The 20,767-nt window shown below is 46.8% G+C and carries 28 protein-coding genes and 1 riboswitch; of the genes, 25 read left to right on the top strand and 3 right to left on the bottom strand.

Annotation, left to right across the window (positions count from 1 at the left end; all coding sequences use genetic code 11):
• Positions 1 to 77 precede the first annotated feature (77 nt).
• The 11 genes from spoIIAA (at position 78) to lysA (ending at position 8,144) form a co-directional block, all read left to right on the top strand.
• On the top strand, positions 78 to 431 hold the full coding sequence (gene spoIIAA / locus BGM27_RS07855) for an anti-sigma F factor antagonist (protein WP_007409411.1): 354 nt from the start codon (positions 78 to 80) through the stop codon (positions 429 to 431).
• Positions 428 to 868 (top strand): anti-sigma F factor, encoded by a 441-nt coding sequence (spoIIAB, locus tag BGM27_RS07860; RefSeq protein ID WP_003153347.1) that lies wholly within the window; start codon positions 428 to 430, stop codon positions 866 to 868. Before spoIIAA ends, spoIIAB begins: the two co-directional genes overlap by 4 nt.
• Before the next feature lie 11 nt (positions 869 to 879).
• Positions 880 to 1,647 carry an RNA polymerase sporulation sigma factor SigF gene (gene sigF / locus BGM27_RS07865; RefSeq protein WP_003153348.1) on the top strand — a complete coding sequence of 256 codons (768 nt, stop codon included), beginning with the start codon at positions 880 to 882 and terminating at the stop codon, positions 1,645 to 1,647.
• A gap of 126 nt (positions 1,648 to 1,773) precedes the next feature.
• A complete protein-coding gene (locus BGM27_RS07870) occupies positions 1,774 to 2,394 on the top strand; it encodes a stage V sporulation protein AA (protein WP_007409412.1) in 621 nt (206 codons plus the stop codon).
• The gene (locus BGM27_RS07875; protein ID WP_007409413.1) at positions 2,384 to 2,809 is read left to right on the top strand and encodes a stage V sporulation protein AB; all 426 of its coding nucleotides are present in this window, start codon (positions 2,384 to 2,386) and stop codon (positions 2,807 to 2,809) included. Before BGM27_RS07870 ends, BGM27_RS07875 begins: the two co-directional genes overlap by 11 nt.
• A 12-nt stretch (positions 2,810 to 2,821) precedes the next feature.
• Entirely contained in the window at positions 2,822 to 3,274 is a 453-nt protein-coding gene (spoVAC, locus tag BGM27_RS07880) for a stage V sporulation protein AC (protein ID WP_003153353.1), read from the top strand.
• Between the two features lie 11 nt (positions 3,275 to 3,285).
• The gene (spoVAD, locus tag BGM27_RS07885; RefSeq protein WP_007409414.1) at positions 3,286 to 4,302 is read left to right on the top strand and encodes a stage V sporulation protein AD; all 1,017 of its coding nucleotides are present in this window, start codon (positions 3,286 to 3,288) and stop codon (positions 4,300 to 4,302) included.
• Positions 4,303 to 4,653: a stage V sporulation protein AE gene (gene spoVAE, locus BGM27_RS07890; RefSeq protein WP_007409415.1), complete on the top strand. Its 351-nt coding sequence runs from the start codon at positions 4,303 to 4,305 to the stop codon at positions 4,651 to 4,653.
• Between the two features lie 3 nt (positions 4,654 to 4,656).
• On the top strand, positions 4,657 to 5,265 hold the full coding sequence (gene spoVAEA / locus BGM27_RS07895) for a stage V sporulation protein SpoVABEA (protein ID WP_025284950.1): 609 nt from the start codon (positions 4,657 to 4,659) through the stop codon (positions 5,263 to 5,265).
• Positions 5,219 to 6,700, top strand: coding sequence for a spore germination protein (locus tag BGM27_RS07900; RefSeq protein WP_007409417.1), 1,482 nt, complete (start codon positions 5,219 to 5,221; stop codon positions 6,698 to 6,700). The genes spoVAEA and BGM27_RS07900 overlap by 47 nt, the downstream gene beginning before the upstream one ends.
• A 124-nt stretch (positions 6,701 to 6,824) precedes the next feature.
• Entirely contained in the window at positions 6,825 to 8,144 is a 1,320-nt protein-coding gene (gene lysA, locus BGM27_RS07905; protein WP_007409418.1) for a diaminopimelate decarboxylase, read from the top strand.
• A gap of 44 nt (positions 8,145 to 8,188) precedes the next feature.
• On the opposite strand, the gene BGM27_RS07910 is transcribed toward lysA, so the two are convergent.
• Complete coding sequence (locus tag BGM27_RS07910) at positions 8,189 to 9,091, bottom strand: DUF1002 domain-containing protein (RefSeq protein WP_007409419.1); 903 nt, start codon at positions 9,089 to 9,091, stop codon at positions 8,189 to 8,191.
• A 284-nt stretch (positions 9,092 to 9,375) separates the two neighbouring features.
• Between BGM27_RS07910 and BGM27_RS07915 the strand changes: the two genes are divergently transcribed.
• The 9 genes from BGM27_RS07915 (at position 9,376) to ribT (ending at position 16,038) form a co-directional block, all read left to right on the top strand.
• Positions 9,376 to 9,807: a peptidylprolyl isomerase gene (locus BGM27_RS07915; RefSeq protein ID WP_003153363.1), complete on the top strand. Its 432-nt coding sequence runs from the start codon at positions 9,376 to 9,378 to the stop codon at positions 9,805 to 9,807.
• A gap of 149 nt (positions 9,808 to 9,956) precedes the next feature.
• Positions 9,957 to 10,448: a CcdC protein domain-containing protein gene (locus BGM27_RS07920; RefSeq protein ID WP_007409421.1), complete on the top strand. Its 492-nt coding sequence runs from the start codon at positions 9,957 to 9,959 to the stop codon at positions 10,446 to 10,448.
• An 81-nt stretch (positions 10,449 to 10,529) separates the two neighbouring features.
• The gene (gene lepB / locus BGM27_RS07925; RefSeq protein ID WP_032861567.1) at positions 10,530 to 11,105 is read left to right on the top strand and encodes a signal peptidase I; all 576 of its coding nucleotides are present in this window, start codon (positions 10,530 to 10,532) and stop codon (positions 11,103 to 11,105) included.
• A gap of 248 nt (positions 11,106 to 11,353) precedes the next feature.
• Positions 11,354 to 11,698, top strand: a complete 345-nt coding sequence (locus tag BGM27_RS07930; RefSeq protein ID WP_007409423.1) for a hypothetical protein — start codon at positions 11,354 to 11,356, stop codon at positions 11,696 to 11,698.
• Positions 11,699 to 11,817: 119 nt separating this feature from the next.
• Positions 11,818 to 11,964: riboswitch (FMN riboswitch) on the top strand.
• A 131-nt stretch (positions 11,965 to 12,095) separates the two neighbouring features.
• Positions 12,096 to 13,211, top strand: a complete 1,116-nt coding sequence (ribD, locus tag BGM27_RS07935) for a bifunctional diaminohydroxyphosphoribosylaminopyrimidine deaminase/5-amino-6-(5-phosphoribosylamino)uracil reductase RibD (RefSeq protein ID WP_007409424.1) — start codon at positions 12,096 to 12,098, stop codon at positions 13,209 to 13,211.
• Positions 13,192 to 13,839: a riboflavin synthase gene (gene ribE, locus BGM27_RS07940; protein ID WP_007409425.1), complete on the top strand. Its 648-nt coding sequence runs from the start codon at positions 13,192 to 13,194 to the stop codon at positions 13,837 to 13,839. Before ribD ends, ribE begins: the two co-directional genes overlap by 20 nt.
• 14 nt (positions 13,840 to 13,853) lie before the next feature.
• Positions 13,854 to 15,050 (top strand): bifunctional 3,4-dihydroxy-2-butanone-4-phosphate synthase/GTP cyclohydrolase II, encoded by a 1,197-nt coding sequence (locus BGM27_RS07945; protein ID WP_007409426.1) that lies wholly within the window; start codon positions 13,854 to 13,856, stop codon positions 15,048 to 15,050.
• Positions 15,051 to 15,082: 32 nt separating this feature from the next.
• A complete protein-coding gene (ribH, locus tag BGM27_RS07950; protein WP_003153372.1) occupies positions 15,083 to 15,547 on the top strand; it encodes a 6,7-dimethyl-8-ribityllumazine synthase in 465 nt (154 codons plus the stop codon).
• A 116-nt stretch (positions 15,548 to 15,663) separates the two neighbouring features.
• On the top strand, positions 15,664 to 16,038 hold the full coding sequence (ribT, locus tag BGM27_RS07955; RefSeq protein ID WP_003153373.1) for a GNAT family N-acetyltransferase RibT: 375 nt from the start codon (positions 15,664 to 15,666) through the stop codon (positions 16,036 to 16,038).
• A 65-nt stretch (positions 16,039 to 16,103) separates the two neighbouring features.
• Here the strand turns inward: ribT and BGM27_RS07960 are convergent, their stop codons facing one another.
• Positions 16,104 to 16,625: a DUF309 domain-containing protein gene (locus tag BGM27_RS07960; RefSeq protein ID WP_003153375.1), complete on the bottom strand. Its 522-nt coding sequence runs from the start codon at positions 16,623 to 16,625 to the stop codon at positions 16,104 to 16,106.
• A gap of 88 nt (positions 16,626 to 16,713) precedes the next feature.
• Positions 16,714 to 16,803: a YjcZ family sporulation protein gene (locus BGM27_RS07965; RefSeq protein WP_003153376.1), complete on the bottom strand. Its 90-nt coding sequence runs from the start codon at positions 16,801 to 16,803 to the stop codon at positions 16,714 to 16,716.
• A gap of 207 nt (positions 16,804 to 17,010) precedes the next feature.
• On the opposite strand from BGM27_RS07965, the gene BGM27_RS07970 reads away from it, so the two are divergent.
• The 5 genes from BGM27_RS07970 (at position 17,011) to BGM27_RS07990 (ending at position 20,766) form a co-directional block, all read left to right on the top strand.
• Entirely contained in the window at positions 17,011 to 17,766 is a 756-nt protein-coding gene (locus BGM27_RS07970) for a segregation/condensation protein A (protein ID WP_007409427.1), read from the top strand.
• Entirely contained in the window at positions 17,756 to 18,349 is a 594-nt protein-coding gene (gene scpB, locus BGM27_RS07975) for an SMC-Scp complex subunit ScpB (RefSeq protein WP_007409428.1), read from the top strand. The genes BGM27_RS07970 and scpB overlap by 11 nt, the downstream gene beginning before the upstream one ends.
• Positions 18,350 to 18,438: 89 nt before the next feature.
• Positions 18,439 to 18,924, top strand: coding sequence for a DUF3907 family protein (locus tag BGM27_RS07980; RefSeq protein WP_007409429.1), 486 nt, complete (start codon positions 18,439 to 18,441; stop codon positions 18,922 to 18,924).
• Positions 18,925 to 19,036: 112 nt separating this feature from the next.
• A complete protein-coding gene (locus BGM27_RS07985; protein ID WP_007409430.1) occupies positions 19,037 to 20,188 on the top strand; it encodes a D-alanyl-D-alanine carboxypeptidase family protein in 1,152 nt (383 codons plus the stop codon).
• Positions 20,176 to 20,766, top strand: a complete 591-nt coding sequence (locus BGM27_RS07990; RefSeq protein WP_003153385.1) for a nucleoside recognition domain-containing protein — start codon at positions 20,176 to 20,178, stop codon at positions 20,764 to 20,766. The genes BGM27_RS07985 and BGM27_RS07990 overlap by 13 nt, the downstream gene beginning before the upstream one ends.
• The last annotated feature ends 1 nt before the right edge of the window (position 20,767 follow it).

A 20,767-nucleotide genomic window follows, 5' to 3' on the forward strand; every position in this document is an offset into this window, starting at 1 on the left:
AGTTTTGTCATAGTGAAGGAATTGCTTTCCCGAAAATCGAAACACTCATTATCCGATCATATCAAGGAGGAATGAGCATGAGCCTTGGAATTGACTTTCATGTCAAAGAATCCGTGCTTTGTATTCGATTAACAGGTGAACTCGACCATCATACGGCAGAATCATTAAAACAAAAGGTTACTGAATCGCTGGAGGCTGACGGCATCCGTCACATCGTGCTGAACCTTGAAGATCTTACCTTCATGGACAGCTCCGGCCTCGGCGTGATTTTAGGGCGTTATAAACAAATTAAACAGCTCGGCGGAGAAATGGTCGTGTGCGCGATTTCACCCGCGGTGAGACGTCTGTTTGACATGTCCGGCCTGTTTAAAATCATCAGGTTCGAACAATCAGAACAAAAAGCGCTTTTAACGTTGGGGGTGGCATCATGAAAAACGAGATGCATCTTGAATTTTCAGCCCTCAGTCAGAACGAATCGTTTGCGCGCGTAACAGTTGCTTCTTTTATCGCACAGCTCGACCCGACGATGGATGAGCTGACGGAAATCAAGACCGTCGTATCAGAAGCGGTAACAAACGCGATCATCCACGGCTATGAAGAAAACTGCGACGGAAAGGTGTACATCTCCGTTACGCTGGAGGATCATGTCGTCTATCTGACCATACGTGACGAAGGCCTCGGGATCACGGATCTTGAGGAAGCGCGCCAGCCGCTATTTACGACAAAACCCGAGCTTGAACGCTCCGGAATGGGCTTTACCATTATGGAAAACTTCATGGATGATGTCACGATTGATTCCTCGCCGGAGATGGGAACGACGATACGCTTAACAAAACACCTATCAAAAAGCAAAGCGCTTTGTAATTAAGGAGATTTGTTATGGATGTGGAGGTTAAGAAAAACAGCAAAAACGCGCAGCTCAAGGACCATGAAGTCAAAGAATTAATCAAAAAGAGCCAAGAGGGCGACCAGCAGGCAAGAGACCTCCTCATAGAAAAAAACATGCGTCTTGTGTGGTCCGTCGTTCAAAGGTTCTTAAACAGAGGCTATGAGCCGGACGATCTGTTTCAGATCGGCTGTATCGGATTGTTAAAATCCGTTGATAAATTCGATTTGTCCTATGATGTCCGTTTTTCAACTTATGCCGTGCCGATGATTATCGGAGAAATCCAGCGCTTCATCCGCGATGACGGAACCGTCAAAGTTTCAAGATCTTTAAAAGAGCTCGGCAATAAAATACGCCGGGCGAAAGATGAACTGTCAAAAACATACGGAAGAGTGCCGACCGTCCAGGAAATCGCGGACCATTTAGAAATTGATGCGGAGGATGTGGTGCTTGCGCAGGAAGCGGTGCGGGCGCCTTCATCCATTCATGAGACCGTGTATGAAAATGACGGAGACCCGATCACCCTGCTTGATCAGATCGCCGATCATTCAGAAGAGAAGTGGTTTGACAAAATCGCCCTCAAGGAAGCGATCAGTGATTTGGAAGAACGGGAAAAACTCATTGTCTATCTGAGATATTATAAAGATCAGACACAGTCGGAAGTAGCCGAACGGCTCGGGATTTCCCAAGTCCAGGTATCGAGGCTGGAGAAAAAAATATTAAAGCAGATTAAAGTGCAGATGGATCATACGGAAAGCTGACCTTTTACGGGCCGGCTTTTTTTATTTGTGCATCGGTGGTAATTTATGGTCTTTTGCCGCTGATGAATGAGAACAAAAGTGAACCGCATACTACATATATAACCACCCGAAAGATGGTGATGCAAGATGGAAAGACGAATATTTCTCAGACTTCGCCACCGCGTGAAGGCTCATACCGGAGATATCATCACAATCGGCGACGCCGCGCAGATCGCGGGACAGCAAAAGCTGAAAAAAAAACTGTCGGCACTGCCGCTGTATAAGGTCACGAAAAAAGACAAAAATATCGTCGTGCTGGACATCATAAAAGTGCTGAAAACCATTCATACCGCTTTTCCCGCTCTTGATGTACAGACCGTCGGCGGCGCTGAAACGATAGTGGAAATCCATTACCAGAAAAAGCAGCTGTCAGCCGTTTTGTTCGTCGGTGTCTGGCTCCTGCTTTTTATCGGTTCATGTCTTGCCATTATGAATTTTCATGAAGATGTCAGTATGAGAGAAGTTCATATCGCCTTATATGAAATCATAACGGGCGAACGGAATGAATATCCGTATCTGCTTCAGATTCCGTACAGCATCGGCCTCGGTCTCGGTATGATCGTCTTTTTTAATCACATCTTCAAAAAACGCCTGAATGAAGAGCCAAGCCCGCTGGAAGTCGAGATGTTTAATTATCAGCTTGATCTCGATCATTATGTCGCAATGCACGAAAATGAAGAGACGATGAAAGATCTGCATGATCGTTAGCATTCTTTTCGTTATGTTTGTCGGGCTTGGCGGAGGGCTGACCGTGGGTGCGGGATTTGTGGCTTTTTTAACCGTTATGGGAATCATCCCCCGCCTTATGCAGCTGACAAAAACAATGCGCTTTGTACAGGCCTACGAAGGAGCTGTTATTTCAGGAGCTGTGTTCGGCGGCTGGGAAACCTTAAATATGAATCATTTTTTTTTATCTGAATGGCTGGCCGTTCCGGTCGGGCTTTTGGCCGGCATGTTTGTCGGCATGCTGGCCGCCGCGCTTACAGAAGTGCTGAATGTGCTTCCCATTCTTGCCAAACGGATCGGCTTCGGCAGCAAAATCATCATATTGCTGATGGCCATTGTGTTCGGCAAAATAGCCGGCTCTTTATTTCATTGGCTGTATTTTATCCATCATTCATAAGGAGGAACCGACATGACAAACTTAAAAGAAAATTACAAAACAAAAGTGAAAGACTATCAGCCGAAACCGCCATATGTTTGGAATTGCGTCAAAGCCTTTCTGATCGGCGGTTTGATCTGTCTGATCGGGCAGGCTCTTCAAGACTTTTACATCCACTTTTTTAATTTTAATGAAAAAACAGCGGGCAACCCGACGGCCGCCACTCTTATTTTAATTTCCGCCCTTTTGACCGGATTCGGCATTTATGACAGACTCGGGCAGTTTGCCGGAGCGGGTTCAGCCGTGCCGGTGACGGGTTTTGCAAACAGTATGACAAGCGCCGCTCTGGAACACAGAAGTGAAGGACTCGTGCTCGGAGTAGCGACAAACATGTTTAAATTGGCGGGAAACGTCATTGTATTCGGCGTCGTGGCAGCCTATATCGTAGGCCTGATACGGTTTGCTTGTGAAAAACTGTTTTCGTAGGAGGAGAAAAAATGAAATTGACCGGAAAGCAAACCTGGGTGTTTGAAAACCCGTTATTTGTAAATGCGGCGGGGACGGCAGCCGGACCGAAAGAAAAAGACGGCCCGCTCGGTTCGCTGTTTGATAAGACATACGATGAAATGCATTGCAATCAGAAAAACTGGGAAATGGCGGAACGTCAGTTAATGGAAGATGCCATCAACTCCGCTTTGCAAAAACAGAACTTGAAAAAGAGCGATATTGATTTGTTACTCGCGGGGGATCTTTTAAATCAAAATGTGACCGCCAACTACGTCGCCAGACATCTGAAAATTCCGTTCCTCTGTCTGTTCGGCGCCTGTTCGACATCAATGGAAACGATTGCCGTCGCATCCGCGCTCATTGACGGCGGTTTTGCGAACCGGGCGATCGCAGCCACGAGCAGCCATAACGCGACGGCAGAACGGCAATTCCGCAATCCGACGGAGTATGGCGGGCAAAAACCGGATACCGCCACTTCAACGGTTACGGGGGGCGGGGCGGTCATCATCAGCCAAAACCCTTCTGATATCAAGATTACAAGCGCAACAGTGGGAAAAGTAAGCGACCTTGGAATAACAGATCCGTCCGATATGGGATCCGCCATGGCGCCCGCTGCCGCCGACACAATCAAACAGCACCTGCAGGACTTAAACCGCACGGCGGATGATTATGATCTGATTTTAACGGGAGACCTTTCAGGCGTCGGCTCGCCGATCGTGAAAGATTTGCTCAAAGAAGAAGGCTATCCCGTGGGAACGAAACACGATGACTGCGGTCTTCTCATCTATACGCCGGACCAGCAGGTGTTTGCGGGCGGAAGCGGCTGCGCCTGCTCCGCGCTTGTTACGTACACACATATTTTTAATCAATTAAAAGCAGGGACTCTAAACAGGGTACTCGTTGTCGCGACAGGAGCGCTTTTGAGTCCGACAATGATCCAGCAGAAGGAAACCATTCCGACCATCGCGCACGGTGTGGTATTTGAGCGGGCGGGAGGTGCATCATAAATGGAATATCTGTTGGCTTTTGTTTGCGGGGGAATCATTTGCATTATCGGTCAGCTGCTGCTTGACATTTTTAAACTGACACCCGCCCATGTGATGACAACTTTTGTCGTCATCGGCGCCTTGTTAGATGGGTTCGGAATTTATGACAAATTTATCGAATTCGCAGGCGCGGGCGCGACGGTTCCCATCGTCAGCTTCGGTCACAGCTTATTGCACGGCGCCATGCATCAAGCTCACGAGCATGGATTTATCGGGATCGCCATGGGGATTTTTGAACTTACTTCCGCCGGTATATCTTCAGCGATTTTATTCGCATTTCTTGTAGCCGTTATTTTTAAACCGAAAGGATAATGCCTGATGACGAAACGGAAGGTCATTCTTGTGACAGACGGGGACGTATACGCCGCAAAAACAATTGAATACGCCGCGGAAAAAGCAGGCGGACGGTGTATTTCCCAATCAAAGGGCAATCCGTCAACGAGAAGCGGCCCCGAACTTGTTCAGCTGATTAAAGCCGCGCCGAATGACCCGGTGTTTGTCATGTTTGACGATTCAGGCCTGCAAGGGGAAGGGCCGGGCGAAACGGCGCTGAAATATGTCGCCTCACATCAGGACATTGAAGTGCTGGGTGTGATTGCGGTCGCTTCTAAGACCCATCAGGCTGAATGGACGAAAGTCGATGTCTCCATTGACCGTGATGGAGAAGTGACGGAGTTTGGCGTCGATAAAACCGGAATGAGAGAAATGGACGAGCACAGAATGAACGGAGATACGGTGTATTGTCTGGATAAATTGGACGTTCCCCTCATTGTGGGCATCGGCGACATAGGTAAGATGGGAAGAAAAGATGACATATCCAAAGGCTCGCCGATCACGATGAAGGCGGTCGAATTCATTTTAGAAAGGAGCGAAAGCCATGCCGGAAAAACCGGAAAACATGATCAAGGTGTACCGGGATCCTAGAAAAAATGAACAATTTTTTAAAGACCGCGTCGGTATGGGAACGAGCTATGATGTCGGCGTCCGCAAAGTTCGAGTATTAGACCGGGAAGTCCAGATTTACTTTGTCAACGGATTAACCGATACTTTGTTTATCATTCATTTAATGGAACAGCTCGTCGACGTCAATAATTATGACGAGAATGCGGATGAAGCGATTGACGTTGTTGAAAACAGGCTTGTCAATCAGCAGGTCCAAAAAGTCAAAACGCTCGACGAAGCAACGGATCAAGTGCTTTCCGGACTTGTGGCGGTTATCGTTGAAGACGCGGGCTTCGCCTTTATCGTTGACGTCAGAAGTTATCCCGGACGCACACCTGAAGAACCGGATACGGAAAAGGTCGTCCGCGGTGCAAGAGACGGTTTTATTGAAAATATCGTCATTAATACAGCATTGATCAGAAGACGAATCAGGGACGAAAGGCTCCGCGTCAAAATTACGAAAGTCGGCGAGCGCTCTAAGACCGATCTTGCGATTGTGTATATAGAAGACATCGCGGACCCGGACCTTGTCAGCATCGTCGAAAACGAAGTGAATGCGATTGACATTGACGGATTGACGATGGCTGATAAAACGGTGGAAGAATTCATCGTCAAACAGGGTTACAATCCGTTTCCGATGGTCAGATACACAGAGCGGCCGGATGTGGCAGCCAATCACATTTTGGAAGGGCACGTCATCATCGTCGTCGATACGTCACCGAGCGTGATCATAACGCCGACAACGATATTTCACCATGTTCAGCATGCGGAAGAATACAGGCAGGCGCCTTCAGTGGGCACATTTTTAAGATGGATCAGGTTTTTCGGTATTATTGCTTCAACCGTTCTGCTTCCGATTTGGTTCCTCTTTGTTCTCGAACCGTCTCTTCTGCCTGAAAGATTGGATTTTATCGGTTTAAATAAAAATACGCACATCCCGATCATTCTGCAAATCTTTTTGGCCGATTTGGGGATTGAGTTTCTCAGGATGGCCGCGATCCATACGCCGACCGCTTTATCCACCGCCATGGGTCTGATTGCGGCGGTGCTGATCGGTCAAATCGCCATAGCGGTGGGGCTGTTTTCAGCAGAAGTGATTCTGTACGTATCGATCGCCGCCATCGGATCATTTACCACGCCGAGCTATGAGCTCAGCCTCGCCAATAAAATGATACGCCTCATCTTAATGGTGCTCGTGGCCATTTTCCAAGTAAAAGGCTTTGTGATAGGTTTTACATTGCTGCTGATCATAATGGCGAATATCCGCTCGTTTCACACGCCGTATTTATGGCCGTTTTTACCGTTTAACGGCAAGGCGCTGTGGCAGGTGCTCGTCCGGACGACAGTGCCGGGAGCCAAAGTCAGACCGAGCATTGTTCACCCGAAAGACCGTCAAAGACAGCCAAGCGGTTCATAATCGCATTGAAACCGACAGAAGATTATGATATTGTATGTCTTAACTTATACGGGACTTGTATAAGGACAGCTCAAAAGAAGCTGTCCTTTTCACCCATATGCGGATCAGAAAGAGGGAATGAGCATTGTTCTTACATGGCACAAGCAGACAAAACAAACTAGGTCATTTGGAAATCGGAGGTGTGGACGCGCTGTATTTAGCGGAGCATTACGGCACGCCTCTTTATGTTTACGATGTGGCTTTAATACGTGAGCGCGCTAAAAGCTTTAAACAGGCATTCATTGACGCGGATTTAAAGGCGCAGGTCGCGTACGCGAGCAAGGCGTTTTCTTCCGTTGCGATGATACAGCTCGCTGAGCAGGAGGGGCTCTCATTGGACGTTGTATCCGGCGGAGAGCTGTTTACGGCGGTTGCGGCTGGTTTTCCGGCTGACAGGATTCACTTTCACGGCAATAACAAAAGCGAAGAAGAGTTGAAAATGGCGCTCGATCATCAAATCGGCTGCATTGTCGTTGATAATTTTTATGAAATATCCTTACTCGCGGAACTGTGCCGCAAATCAGGGCGCACAATGGATGTGCTTCTGCGGATCACTCCGGGGGTAGAGGCGCATACGCATGATTATATTACGACGGGACAGGAAGATTCCAAATTCGGTTTTGATCTGCATAACGGGCAAATAGAAAAGGCGATTGAACAAGTATTACAGTCAGACCATATCCGCCTTCTCGGCGTTCACTGCCACATCGGATCGCAAATTTTTGATACGGCGGGCTTTGTGCTGGCCGTAGAAAAAATCTTTGCAAAACTGAATGAATGGAGAGAATCATTCGGCTTTGTCTCTGAAGTGCTGAATTTAGGGGGCGGCTTTGGCATCCGCTACACGGAGGAGGATGAACCCCTTCATCCCGCCGTTTATGTGGAAAAAATTATCGAAGCGGTAAAAGAAAACGCAGCGCTGCACGCTTTTGACATTCCGGAGATCTGGATTGAACCGGGACGCTCGCTCGTCGGAGACGCCGGAACGACGCTTTATACCATCGGTTCGCAAAAAGAAGTGCCCGGCACCCGTAAATATGCAGCGGTTGACGGGGGCATGAGCGATAATATCCGTCCTGCGCTGTATCAGGCGAAATATGAAGCCGTATCGGCAAACAGAATCGGAGAACACCACGATAAAACGGTATCCATCGCGGGTAAGTGCTGTGAAAGCGGTGATATGCTCATTTGGGATATAGACCTTCCGGAAGTGAAAGAAGGCGATCTTCTCGCCGTTTTCTGCACGGGAGCATACGGATACAGCATGGCTAACAACTACAACCGCATTCCGCGTCCCGCCGTCGTTTTTGTGGAAGACGGCGAAGCGCATCTTGTCATTAGAAGGGAAACTTATGAAGACATTGTAAAACTGGATCTGCCGTTTAAGACGGGGGTCAAACAATAAATAAAAAAGAGACCGGAACAATGGCGTCCGGTCTCTTTTTGCATTCAGCTGTTGTTAGAACTTGATCCGCTGTCTCCTGTAAATACAGACACGATCGCATTCCAAATCGAAGCGAAGAAGTCAATGACTTTTTGAACAAAGCTTTTGCCTTCATCGGATTGAATGAACTTCGTGATTTTGTCTTTTGCCTTGTCAAGCTGGCTGCCGACTTGGCCCCAATCAATCTTGGCATTTTTCATTTTATTAAACAATGAAACGAGCTGGTCTTTTTGAGCGTCAGTCAGTGTAATGTTAAGGTTTGAAGCCGCATCATCGACCTTTTTCTCGATTCCTTCTTTTGTATCGGGCACACCGTTTTTCGCGAAATCATCTTTAATGTTTGCGATGAGCGCGGAGGCGTTTTTATCCCCGATTTTATCCCCGAGATTTGAAGTGGTGACAAGCTCTTGGTTGGCGACCTGTTTTACATCTTCTGAAATCGCTTTGTCTGATGAGACTTCATATGCCTTGATGATTCCCGTTAATGCTGCGGTGCCTGATACCTCAAACGGCGCCGTCACGTATACTTTCGCATCTTTCACTCCTGCTGTCATCAGGGCGTTTAAGTACATTTCATCCGTGATGGAATCGATATTATGGGTCTTAACGTCAAGCCCGGACCCTTTCTTTGCCACCGTGATGGATGATGAAGAGATGGCTCTTGTGCCGATTTGGGCATTCGATATATATTTTCCCAGATATTCATGTTCTTCTTTATTCGTGACCGTCACTTTTGTCGCGTTATCAGGGACATTTAATTCGTCAAGCACTTTCTGACGGTTTTCGTTTGACAGATCCGCCCCCAGTGTGACGATGACATCTCCGACTGCGGCATCGGCCAGGCTGATTTTCGGTATTGTGCACAATACAACGGCCGCCGCCAGCAATCCAATCCACATTTTTTTCAAAGCGGTTAACCTCCTTCTTTTCACAAATGCCGTTTTGAAGCGGTTTGTGAGGGCCTGCGTGAAGCAGTTCCGATACATAGACGGCTGTGAAGCTGTTCTGGTTTCATTTTCTTTCTGCGGAAGCGGGGAGATTCGTTTTCCGGCTGAAGGTGTGGTATAATAGCCGCGAAAAGAAGAGCAGAGGCCTCTTCCTTCAAAAGAATATCAAAAAGAAAGCCGGCTTACAATTGAAATTCATATTGAAGAAGGCTTTGACAAAAAACAATACGGAAGTAGGAATGAGAATGAAAACTGGTTATATCGAAATGGAAAACGGCAGCAGAATCGAATTTGAACTTTATCCGAATGAAGCGCCTAATACAGTCGCTAACTTTGAAAACCTGGCGAATACGGGCTTTTATGACGGCGTTATTTTCCACCGCGTGATTCCGGGCTTTGTGAGCCAAGGCGGAGATCCGACTGGGACAGGCATGGGCGGAAGCGGAAAAACGATCAAATGTGAAACAGAAGGCAATCCGCATAAACACGAAGCCGGTTCTTTATCAATGGCGCATGCCGGTAAAGACACGGGTTCAAGCCAATTCTTCATCGTACATGAGCCGCAGCCGCATTTAAACGGCGTTCATACTGTATTCGGAAAAGTGACAAGCGGTTTAGAGCATGCGAAAAACATGTCTAACGGAGACAAAATGAAAGAAATCCGTGTAGAAGGATAATGACGGAAAACCCGCCTTTTTCAGGCGGGTTTTTTTATGTATATGAAAATTCTCATGTGTAAATCATGAAAAAATACATATATGAACATCAGTGATCATTCTGGTATAGTGAAAAAGACCGAGTACAACAATGAAAAGAGGTAGAAACGTTGGTTCAATTGGCAACCGTTTTATTTGTCATTATCATTCTCGCACTTATGATTTGGTTCAGGGTGAAAAAGGGAAACAGGCCGATTAAAGGCGGCGGCTTCGGCATCATTCTCCCGCTTTTGATTATCGCCGTCATTTTTACATTCAGCATCAGCCAGCTCATGAATATCCCGGGAAAGCCGTTTCATTTTCCCGCTCTTTGGGAGCTCGCCATCGCCGGACTGTTAGGCGCGGTATTCGGCGTCATCATGCTGTCGCAAACCGCCTATGAAATCCGGGAAGACGGTTTTGTCTACTCCAAGCGGAATAAAAACTTTAAATATGTCATTATCGCGATTATTGCGATCCGTATCGTGCTCAGCCAATATTTCAAAAACATTGACGCGGCGGAATTCGCCGTTTTAACGATGGAACTTGCTTTTGTGTATTTGTGTATTTGGCGGATCGGAAGCTTCGTGAAATACCGTAAAATCAGCAGATCCGGCTTATAAAATGAAAAAAATGGATGAGGTGCGGGGCTTATTTGCCCTCTGTGCTAGGGATTCATGGTAAAATAAAAACGACCATGGCTAATGGGAGGAAATCACTTGAAATCAGAAAAAGAAAAAACTTCTAAAAAAAGCGCCGTACTTGATTGGGCGAAAGCCATTATCATCGCTGTCGTTCTGGCACTGCTCATCCGAAACTTTTTATTCGCCCCTTATCTCGTTGATGGAAGATCAATGGATCCGACGCTGCATGACCGCGAGAGAATCTTTGTCAATATGACGGTCAAATACATAAGCGACTTCAAACGCGGCCAGATCGTCGTTCTGAACGGAGAAAACGAGCACTATGTCAAACGGATTATCGGACTTCCCGGCGACACGGTGCAAATGAAAAACGATCAGCTGTACATCAACGGCAAAAAAGTGTCCGAACCGTATTTAGCGGCAAACAAGCACAAGGCGAAGCAAGACGGCTATGACCGGCTGACAGAAGACTTCGGCCCGGTGAAGGTGCCGGACGACAAATATTTCGTCATGGGTGATAACCGCAGAGAATCTATGGACAGCCGCAACGGCCTCGGTCTTTTTACGAAAAAACAAATAGCGGGCACATCAAAATTCGTCTTCTTCCCGTTTAACGAAATTCGCAAGACGAAATAAACCGTACAGGCAGTTTTCTTCATGAGGAAAACTGCTTTTTTTATATAAATTTATCTTTCCACCCTCAAAAACAGAACATAAATTCGTATATCTATTTAATAGATAGAAAGTTTTACAGATACATGAAACATCTTCCCTTTATGAAACGTTATATGAATAACTCACGCAGGGAAGAACGGTTTTCTATTCATGAAAAAAAGGAATATGACATAGTAATGAATAGATTGATACGGGCTGGAGGTAGAAAAATGGGAAGAATTAAAACAAAAGCAGCCATTTTACTTGTACTGCTGCTGTTATTAGCGGGCGGTTATATGGTCATAAACGATATTGAACTGAAAGACGTGCCGACTGCAATCGGACAAACCCTGTCCCAGGAAAAAGAAGAATATACAGTCAAAACATATAAAATTACGAAAATCGAAGGAACTGAGTACCACGGTACGGCAGAAAACGGCACAAAAATTATTTTTAACGGCGACAAGCTGAAGCAGGATCTCTCCGATGTGAAAAAGGGAGATAAGATTAAAGCGTATTTCAGCAAATCAAACCGGATTGACGGCTTATTGAAGGTCGTCAAAGTGAACGAATAAATAAAGGCGCCTTTTATGGGAAAAGGGCGCTTTTTATTTTTCTGAATAATTAGGTGCAAATTCATTGCGCCTGCCGCAAAGGATGTTATAATAGCGGATAAGGACAAAAAAATATTGATTGTATCCTTCGGGGCTGGGTGAAAATCCCGACCGGCGGTAATAAGGCGTTTTGCGCTTTACAGCCCGTGACCCGTATGCATCTGTATACGGTGGATTCAGTGAAAAGCTGAAGCCGACAGTGAAAGTCTGGATGGGAGAAGGATGAGAGAAGCTATGCAAAAAATAAACTTACTGTATAGTCTTATTTCCTATGGATTAAAACTGGCAAAGCCCCGAACTGTGTAAACATTCGGGGCTTTTTTGACGCCAAATTGCGTGGAAGAAGGGAGGGATAACGATGGAAGAATATTATATGAATACGGCAATAGAACTTGCCAGACGCGGTGAAGGACAGACACAGTCCAATCCTCTTGTCGGCGCTGTCGTCGTCAAAAACGGACAGATCGTCGGAATGGGCGCCCATTTGCAATACGGAGAAGCGCATGCCGAGGTTCACGCGATTCATATGGCCGGCAGACACGCAAAAGGCGCCGATTTGTATGTGACGCTGGAGCCTTGCAGCCATTACGGAAAAACACCGCCATGCGCCGAACTGATAATAAAGTCGGGGATAAAAAGGGTGTTTATCGCTGTGAAAGATCCGAATCCGCTTGTAGCCGGAAAAGGCATCGGAATGCTGGAAGCAGCGGGCATCGAAGTGAAAACCGGACTTCTCAGGCAGCAGGCAGAAGAGCTGAATAAAATGTTTCTTCACTTCATGCGGACCGGACTTCCGTATGTCACCTTGAAAGCGGCCGCGAGCCTTGACGGGAAAACAGCGACTGAAACCGGTGACAGCAAATGGATTACATCAGAGGCGGCAAGGCTTGATGCCCAGCAATACAGGAAATCGCATCAAAGCATTCTTGTCGGAGCAGGCACAGTCAAAGCCGATAATCCGAGCCTGACCTGCAGGCTTCCTGATGCGGTGAAGCAGCCGGTCAGAGTGATTCTCGATACAAAGCTGACCATTCCTGAAACGGCAAATGTGCTCACTGACGGCGCTGCGCCGACATGGATATTTACGGCCAAAGGTGCAGACGTGCAAAAGAAAGACCGGCTGACCGCACTCGGAATAAAAGTTATTCCGCTGGAAACAGACCGCATTCACGTCCCTGAGGTGCTCAGTATTCTCGCTGAAAACGGCATAATGTCCGTTTATGTGGAAGGCGGAGCATCCGTACACGGAAGTTTTGTCAAGGAAGGCTGTTTCCAAGAGCTTCATTTCTATTTCGCCCCTAAATTAATCGGAGGAACGCTTGCTCCCAGCTTGATCTCCGGTGAAGGTTTTCAATCAATGAAAGATGTCCCCCATTTACAAATCACCCAAATCACCCAAATCGGGCCGGATATAAAACTGACGGCCATACCTAAAGATGGAAAGGATGGTGACGATGTTTACAGGAATCGTTGAAGAAACAGGCACGATCCAAGCAATCAAAAAGACAGGCCTTTCCATGGCATTAACCATCGCCGCTTCAAAAGTGACAAGTGATGTGAAGCTTGGCGACAGCATTGCGGTAAACGGCATCTGCCTGACCGTAACCGGATTTTCTGACAATCAATTTACGGTTGATGTCATGCCGGAAACAGTGAAAGCCACTTCGCTGAACGGCTTGTCAAAAGGCAGTAAAGTAAACTTGGAAAGAGCGATGTCCGCCAACGGGCGGTTCGGCGGCCACTTTGTATCAGGGCACGTGGACGGAACGGCGGAAATTACGCGGATCGAGAAAAAAAGCAACGCGGTCTATTACGATTTAAAACTTTCGCCGGAACTGACAAAAACGCTCGTATTGAAAGGTTCAATTACGGTAGACGGCGTGAGCCTGACGATTTTCGGTTTATCAGACGAAAGCGTGACGGTATCCATCATTCCGCATACCATCTCAGAAACGATTTTTCAGACGAAAACAGTCGGATCGACCGTAAATATTGAGTGTGACATGATCGGCAAATACTTATACCGCTTTTTGCACAAAACAGAACAAACGAAAAGCAATCAAACTATCACGGAAGCCTTTTTAAGCGAGAACGGCTTTTAGAAAGGAAGATCGATATGTTTCATCCGATAGAAGAGGCGTTAGAGGCGCTGAAAAAAGGTGAAGTCATCATTGTTGTCGATGATGAAGACAGAGAAAACGAAGGAGATTTCGTAGCGCTGGCTGAGCATGCCACGCCGGAAGTGGTGAATTTTATGGCGACCCATGGGAGAGGCCTGATCTGCACGCCGCTGTCTGAAGACATCGCCGGCCGGCTGGATCTTCACCCGATGGTCGATCATAATACGGACTCACATGAGACCGCGTTTACGGTCAGTATTGACCACAGGCTGACAAAAACGGGCATCAGCGCGCAGGAACGATCCTTTACCATTCAGGCGCTGTTGAACGAAGAATCTGTGTCTGACGATTTTCAGCGTCCGGGCCACATTTTCCCCTTAATCGCAAAAAAAGGAGGCGTCCTGAAGCGGGCCGGCCATACGGAAGCAGCCGTTGACCTTGCAAAAGCCTGCGGATCTCAGGGAGCGGGCGTCATTTGTGAAATTATGAATGAAGACGGCACTATGGCCAGAGTGCCGGAGTTAGCCGAAATCACCGAACGCCACCAGCTGAAAATGATTACGATAAAAGACTTAATAGAGTACCGTTACAACATTACGACCCTTGTGAACAGAGAAGTTGATATTACGCTGCCGACTGACTTCGGCACGTTTAGAGTTTACGGATATACAAACGAGGTTGACGGAAAAGAACATCTCGCCTTTGTCATGGGGGATGTCCCGTTTAACAGCGAACCCGTTCTTGTCAGAGTGCACTCAGAATGCCTGACGGGCGATGTGTTTGCATCCCATCGCTGTGATTGCGGACCTCAGCTTCATGCCGCGCTTGCGCAAATTGCTGAAGAAGGCCGCGGCGTTCTATTGTATTTGCGCCAGGAAGGCAGAGGGATCGGTTTAATCAATAAGCTGAAGGCGTACCGATTGCAGGAACAAGGGTATGACACGGTTGAAGCGAACGAAGCGCTCGGCTTTCTGCCTGATCTGCGCAACTACGGCATCGGCGCCCAGATTCTCCGCGACTTAGGGGTTCAGCATATGAAACTTTTAACCAATAACCCCCGGAAAATCGCCGGCCTCGAAGGATACGGTCTCAGCATTTCAGAACGGGTGCCGCTTCAAATGGAAGCGAGTGAGCATAACAAGCAATATTTACAGACCAAAATGAAAAAACTTGGACATCTGCTTCATTTCTAAAAACAAATCTCACAAAAAAGGATGGATAACATATGAATATCATACAAGGAAACCTAGTAGGAACAGGACTTAAAATCGGAATCGTCGTCGGCAGATTTAATGAATTTATTACGAGCAAGCTGTTAAGCGGAGCGGAAGACACGTTGCTTCGCCACGGTGTAGAATCAAACGACATTGACGTCGCTTGGGTGCCGGGAGCGTTTGAAATCCCGTTTGCGGCAAAGAAAATGGCGGAAACGAAAAAATACGATGCCGTCATTACGCTCGGCACGGTTATCAGAGGAGCGACAACGCATTATGACTATGTCTGCAATGAAGCGGCAAAAGGCATTGCCCAGGCGGGAACGGCGACGGGCGTCCCGGTTATCTTCGGCATCGTGACGACTGAAACCATTGAGCAGGCCATCGAACGAGCCGGAACAAAAGCCGGAAATAAGGGAGCGGATTGCGCAGTATCTGCCATTGAAATGGCAAATTTAAACCGTTCATTTGAATAATTTGTTGAAAAGCGTTTAAAACAGCGGCGAAAATGATATAATGTGAGGAAACGGATCGCCTTTATGTATCCGTTTGATAGGACATGAATGGACATTTTGGATATAGAGGGGTTTTTATGTTAATTCGTTATAAAAAATCGTTTGAAAAGATTGCGATGGGTCTTCTGTCATTTATGCCGAATGAAAAAGATCTCAAGCAGCTTCAGCAGACAATAAAGGACTATGAAACGGATACTGGCCGCCAGCTCTTTCTTTGGAAAGAGGATGAAGATATCGTCGGAGCGATCGGAGTCGAAAAAAAGGACTCAGAAGTTGAAATCCGGCATATCAGCGTGAATCCTTCTCACCGCCATCAAGGAATCGGAAAGCAAATGATGGACGCCTTAAAACGTCTGTTCAAAACGGAGGCACTCGTTCCGAATGAATTAACGCAAAGCTTTTTTGAACGCTGTCAACATCAAAAAGATCAGGATATCTCATATAATAACTGACAAATGCTCCCGGAATCTTCACGGTTTCGGGAGCTGTTTTGATATAGAAAAAGCAGGGCTGACCGTTAGCCTCTGCTTTTTTTTCTTCTCTCAATTTCCCGTTCGCGTTCCTTAATGACATCCGTCCTGTCCCGCAGGCGGTGTTTATGAATAAGAAAGGTATCTGATACGCCGTCTTGCCCCCATGTATAGCCCTTTCGGCGGCATTCGGCAAGACATGCTTCTTTCAGGGCTTCATCTGTAATCGGCAGCATAACACTTCTGTAAGGCAGGCCCGCTTCTATATCGTCTGACAGCGTTTCTATCAGCTCAATCAGCTTCGGGTGGCTGAGACCGAGAGAACAGACCGCCTGCTTTTCAGACCGGAGAATACGTAAGCTGTTGGCAATCAGCCGTTTCGCCCCGGCTTCATTTCCCCTGCGCTGGTGATACAGAGCGACGGCAAGCTGAATCAGGCCGACCCAATGAATGCTCCGCTTTTCAGCCGGGCTTTCTTTCCAATATTCCTCTAACAGTTCATGACACTCAAAATAATCTCTTGATGCGTGAAATTCGGCCAAAAAGCCGATATAAGCTTTAGGATACAAGCCGCTTCCTCCTTTTATGCTAAAACCAGTGTACCACAGCGCTATGAAAAGGAAAAAAAGAGCGGCTTGGTGTCTGAAGCCTGAGGAACTAGCAGATGTAAGATGCTCCTACGACAACGAGCAAAATAAACAGAACGACAATTAATGCAAAACCTCCGCCGAAACAAGCTCCGCTCATGTGAAATCAGCCTCCCTTTGTTTCAAGTTTACACGGCTATCATATGTGCATCCGCCTTTAAAGGTATAGGCGTATATCTTCTTTTTCAGTATTTTCTAAATAACGGAGGACGTGTATAAAAGTATTGGACGAGAGCATTTCGGTGGATTATACTAAAGGGTAGCCAGTTTTTCCGGCAATGAGAGTGATATTGAAAATGGTGAGATAATGGTAGAATATCAAGTGAAAATTGATACGTTTGAAGGCCCATTGGACCTGCTGCTTCATCTGATTAACCGTCTTGAAATCGACATATACGACATACCCGTGGCAACCATTACTGAACAATATTTATTATATGTACATACAATGCAAGAGCTTGAACTTGATGTCGCCAGTGAATATCTGGTCATGGCGGCGACGCTTCTCAGCATTAAAAGCAGAATGCTGCTTCCGAAACAAGAGGAAGAGCTGTTTGAAGACGAAATGCTTGAAGAAGAAGACCCTCGGGACGAGCTGATTGAAAAGCTGATTGAGTATAGAAAGTATAAAACCGCTGCGAAGGATTTAAAAGAGCGGGAAGAAGAAAGACAAAAGTCATTTACAAAGCCGCCGAGTGATTTAAGTGAGTATGCAAAAGAAATCAAACAGACGGAGCAGAAACTGTCGGTGACCGTTTATGACATGATCGGCGCGTTTCAAAAGGTGCTTCAGCGTAAAAAAATCACGCGGCCGAAAGAAACGACCATTACAAGGCAGGAAATACCGATTGAAGACAGAATGAACGAAATCGTAAAAAGCTTAAAAACGGCGGGGAGAAGAATAAACTTCACGGAGCTTTTTCCTTCTCGGCAAAAGGACCATCTCGTCGTGACGTTTTTAGCAGTCCTGGAACTGATGAAAAATCAGCAGATTATCATTGAACAGGAAGAAAACTTTTCAGATATATACATTACGGGGAGTGAATCCATTCATGGCGCTTGATATCGTGAATTGGAAAGCGATTGTGGAAGCCCTGCTGTATGCGGCGGGTGATGAAGGGCTGACCAAAAAGCAATTGGTGACGGTGCTTGAAATAGAAGAAGCGGAACTGGCCGGAATCATGGAAGAAGTGGCCGCTCAGTACAAGGAAGACGACAGAGGCATCGAGCTTACCGAATATGCGGATACGTATATGCTTGGGACGAAAAAAGAATTCGTGCCTTATTTGAAAAAACTAATCGAAGTGCCGTCAAAAGGGCTGTCACAGGCTTCTTTGGAAGTGCTGGCGATCGTTTCGTACAAGCAGCCGATCACACGGGCGGAAATTGAAGATATCCGGGGCGTGAAGTCTGAGCGGATTCTGCACAGCCTCGTGTCAAAAGCGCTGCTGTGTGAGGTGGGCCGCGCCGACGGTCCCGGCCGGGCGATTTTATACGGCACGACACCGGTATTTCTTGAACAATTCGGCTTAAAAACATTGGAGGAGCTCCCGCCGCTTCCTGAAAATGCGGAGGAAGACGTTCTCCAGGAGGAAGCCGATTTATTCTTTGAAAACTTCAACCAAACTTTTGAGGATATTAAATAATAATCGTTTTTCATCATACGATAGTAGGGAAAGGCCATTGATGAATGACGCAAATGACGACGTACAAGAGAGGAAGGAAACGGACGGAAATGGGAAATTCGATTGTGAGGGCCCATACTGAAGAAACTGGTGAATTTTTAGCCGAGGTTGTCACGATGGTCAGCAGCTATTTAAATCATACAACTTTGCCGGAGATGCGGGCTCAAGGAGAGGCGGATGAGGCATACTGCTGCGACGTGCTCAGTGTGCTGAGGAGGATGACCGTCTTTTGCGAAGGCGCCCAGGAAGCCTGCAGGCGGCTTTTAATGCAGGAGCCGTTTCATGAGGCGAGAGCGGAAAAAACGCTGTATAAAGTATATCATCAGTGCGTGGAAGAGTTTTTCATGCCGAAAAAGGATACATGGTACGAAAACAGCCGCGCCGCTTATACAGGCCAAAGCGCGATTGAATTCTACCAGCAAGTGCCGGACTCGCTGCGGAGCCTTCTGCTTTCGCTCAGCAGTGAATTTCTGCGCATGCGGGAAGAATTGGCGCAATATGAAGCATCAGGCTCAAATATGGCATCAGTCAGATAAAAACTCTTCCTTTTGGGAGAGTTTTTTTATGTGAAAGTGATGCAATTGGTATTCATAAGTCATGGACATGCGCATAAACTTGTACAAACCCACAACAAGGACGTGAGCATTCATGCGCTTTCTCAAAAAAGCTGCCGTATTTCTTTTGACTTTTGTTATTCTTTTTTCCATTACAGACGGCAATACGGCACATGCCCAAATACATGTCAGCGCAAAAAGCGCGATTATAATCGACGGAGCATCTGGCAGGGTGTTATTCGCCAAGGATGAACATCATAAGCGGCGGATTGCAAGCATTACGAAAATCATGACGGCGGTGCTGGCGATTGAATCAGGGAAGATGGAAGAGACCGTGACGGTTTCCCCGAATGCCGTAAAAACGGAAGGCTCAGCCATTTATCTTCAGCCGGGACAAAAAGTAAAGCTGAAAGATCTCGTATACGGGCTTATGTTAAGGTCAGGAAATGACGCCGCTGCGGCAATAGCGGAATATGTCGGCGGAAGCCTTGACGGTTTTGTATTTATGATGAACAAAAAAGCCGAGCAAATCGGGATGGAAAATACAAAATTTCAAAATCCGCACGGGCTGGACGACCATGAAAATTTATATTCAACGGCGTATGACATGGCGCTTTTGACTAAATACGCGATGGAAATCAAGGAATACCGGACCGTTTCAGGCACAAAAGTGTATAAGGCGGAAACGATGGACCGGGTATGGAAAAATAAAAACAAGCTTCTGACCGGGCTCTACCGTTACAGCACAGGCGGAAAAACAGGTTACACAAAAATCGCGAAACGGACGCTCGTCTCGACGGCCTCAAAAGACGGAACGGATCTCATCGCGGTCACCATAAATGATCCGGATGATTGGGATGATCATATGAATATGTTTAATTATGTCTTTGAGCACTATAAAACCTATGTCGTCGCTAAAAAAGGCGGCATCCCGAAGCTGAAAAAGACGTTTTACGGAAAGCGCGCTTTTATTGCCCGGGATGTCAAATATTTGTTAAAAGAGGATGAAATCGACGATGTAAAAATCCGCACAACCTTAATAAAACCGAAAAAAGCCTGGAAAAAGGACGCCTCTCTCATTCCTGATGTCGTCGGCCGGATGACTGTTATGCATGATGGGAAAGTGATCGCCAAGATCCCCGTCTATTATGAAAATGAGCGCCATAAAAAACCGAAAAAGCATTTCATTGAGACGTTTACGAGCCTGTTTATGAGCGCGGCGGGCGGTTCGTCATGGTCAATTTAATCTGGGTATGTCTGACGGTAATCGGACTTGTCTTTGCGATGTTTAACGGTACCTTGCAGGATGTGAATGAAGCCGTTTTTAAAGGAGCGAAAGAAGCGGTTACGATCTCGTTCGGATTAATGAGCGTTCTCGTGTTCTGGCTCGGCCTGATGAAAATAGCCGAGCAGTCCGGCCTTTTGGATATATTCAGCAGAATGTGCCGCCCGTTTATTTCTAAGCTGTTTCCCGATATTCCCCCTGATCATCCGGCGATGGGATACATCTTATCAAATCTCATGGCAAACTTTTTCGGACTGGGAAATGCGGCGACACCGCTCGGCATTAAAGCCATGGAGCAGATGAAAAAGCTGAATGGAGGTAAGTCTGAGGCCAGCCGTTCCATGATTACCTTTTTGGCGGTAAATACTTCGAGTATTACATTGATACCGACAACCGTCATTGCCGTGCGCATGGCTTACTCGGCGAAATCACCGACCGATATCGTCGGGCCGACCATCTTAGCGACTTTAATTTCGGGAATCGGCGCGATTTTCATTGACCGCTACTTCTGGTACCGCCGCAAAAGAAAAGGGAGGTAAG

It is taken from the genome of Bacillus sp. FJAT-27001, from assembly GCF_019039175.1.
Lineage (GTDB): Bacteria > Bacillota > Bacilli > Bacillales > Bacillaceae > Bacillus > Bacillus velezensis.

What these genes read in the sequence shown, in the direction of transcription:
- spoIIAA (WP_007409411.1), top strand. Translation starts at nt 78, where the DNA reads ATGAGCCTTGGAATTGACTTTCATGTCAAAGAATCCGTGCTTTGTATT.
- spoIIAB (WP_003153347.1), top strand. Translation starts at nt 428, where the DNA reads ATGAAAAACGAGATGCATCTTGAATTTTCAGCCCTCAGTCAGAACGAA.
- sigF (WP_003153348.1), top strand. Translation starts at nt 880, where the DNA reads ATGGATGTGGAGGTTAAGAAAAACAGCAAAAACGCGCAGCTCAAGGAC.
- BGM27_RS07870 (WP_007409412.1), top strand. Translation starts at nt 1,774, where the DNA reads ATGGAAAGACGAATATTTCTCAGACTTCGCCACCGCGTGAAGGCTCAT.
- BGM27_RS07875 (WP_007409413.1), top strand. Translation starts at nt 2,384, where the DNA reads ATGATCGTTAGCATTCTTTTCGTTATGTTTGTCGGGCTTGGCGGAGGG.
- spoVAC (WP_003153353.1), top strand. Translation starts at nt 2,822, where the DNA reads ATGACAAACTTAAAAGAAAATTACAAAACAAAAGTGAAAGACTATCAG.
- spoVAD (WP_007409414.1), top strand. Translation starts at nt 3,286, where the DNA reads ATGAAATTGACCGGAAAGCAAACCTGGGTGTTTGAAAACCCGTTATTT.
- spoVAE (WP_007409415.1), top strand. Translation starts at nt 4,303, where the DNA reads ATGGAATATCTGTTGGCTTTTGTTTGCGGGGGAATCATTTGCATTATC.
- BGM27_RS07900 (WP_007409417.1), top strand. Translation starts at nt 5,219, where the DNA reads ATGCCGGAAAAACCGGAAAACATGATCAAGGTGTACCGGGATCCTAGA.
- BGM27_RS07915 (WP_003153363.1), top strand. Translation starts at nt 9,376, where the DNA reads ATGAAAACTGGTTATATCGAAATGGAAAACGGCAGCAGAATCGAATTT.
- lepB (WP_032861567.1), top strand. Translation starts at nt 10,530, where the DNA reads ATGGGAGGAAATCACTTGAAATCAGAAAAAGAAAAAACTTCTAAAAAA.
- BGM27_RS07930 (WP_007409423.1), top strand. Translation starts at nt 11,354, where the DNA reads ATGGGAAGAATTAAAACAAAAGCAGCCATTTTACTTGTACTGCTGCTG.
- ribD (WP_007409424.1), top strand. Translation starts at nt 12,096, where the DNA reads ATGGAAGAATATTATATGAATACGGCAATAGAACTTGCCAGACGCGGT.
- ribE (WP_007409425.1), top strand. Translation starts at nt 13,192, where the DNA reads ATGTTTACAGGAATCGTTGAAGAAACAGGCACGATCCAAGCAATCAAA.
- BGM27_RS07945 (WP_007409426.1), top strand. Translation starts at nt 13,854, where the DNA reads ATGTTTCATCCGATAGAAGAGGCGTTAGAGGCGCTGAAAAAAGGTGAA.
- ribH (WP_003153372.1), top strand. Translation starts at nt 15,083, where the DNA reads ATGAATATCATACAAGGAAACCTAGTAGGAACAGGACTTAAAATCGGA.
- ribT (WP_003153373.1), top strand. Translation starts at nt 15,664, where the DNA reads ATGTTAATTCGTTATAAAAAATCGTTTGAAAAGATTGCGATGGGTCTT.
- BGM27_RS07965 (WP_003153376.1), bottom strand. Translation starts at nt 16,803, where the DNA reads ATGAGCGGAGCTTGTTTCGGCGGAGGTTTTGCATTAATTGTCGTTCTG.
- BGM27_RS07970 (WP_007409427.1), top strand. Translation starts at nt 17,011, where the DNA reads ATGGTAGAATATCAAGTGAAAATTGATACGTTTGAAGGCCCATTGGAC.
- scpB (WP_007409428.1), top strand. Translation starts at nt 17,756, where the DNA reads ATGGCGCTTGATATCGTGAATTGGAAAGCGATTGTGGAAGCCCTGCTG.
- BGM27_RS07980 (WP_007409429.1), top strand. Translation starts at nt 18,439, where the DNA reads ATGGGAAATTCGATTGTGAGGGCCCATACTGAAGAAACTGGTGAATTT.
- BGM27_RS07985 (WP_007409430.1), top strand. Translation starts at nt 19,037, where the DNA reads ATGCGCTTTCTCAAAAAAGCTGCCGTATTTCTTTTGACTTTTGTTATT.
- BGM27_RS07990 (WP_003153385.1), top strand. Translation starts at nt 20,176, where the DNA reads ATGGTCAATTTAATCTGGGTATGTCTGACGGTAATCGGACTTGTCTTT.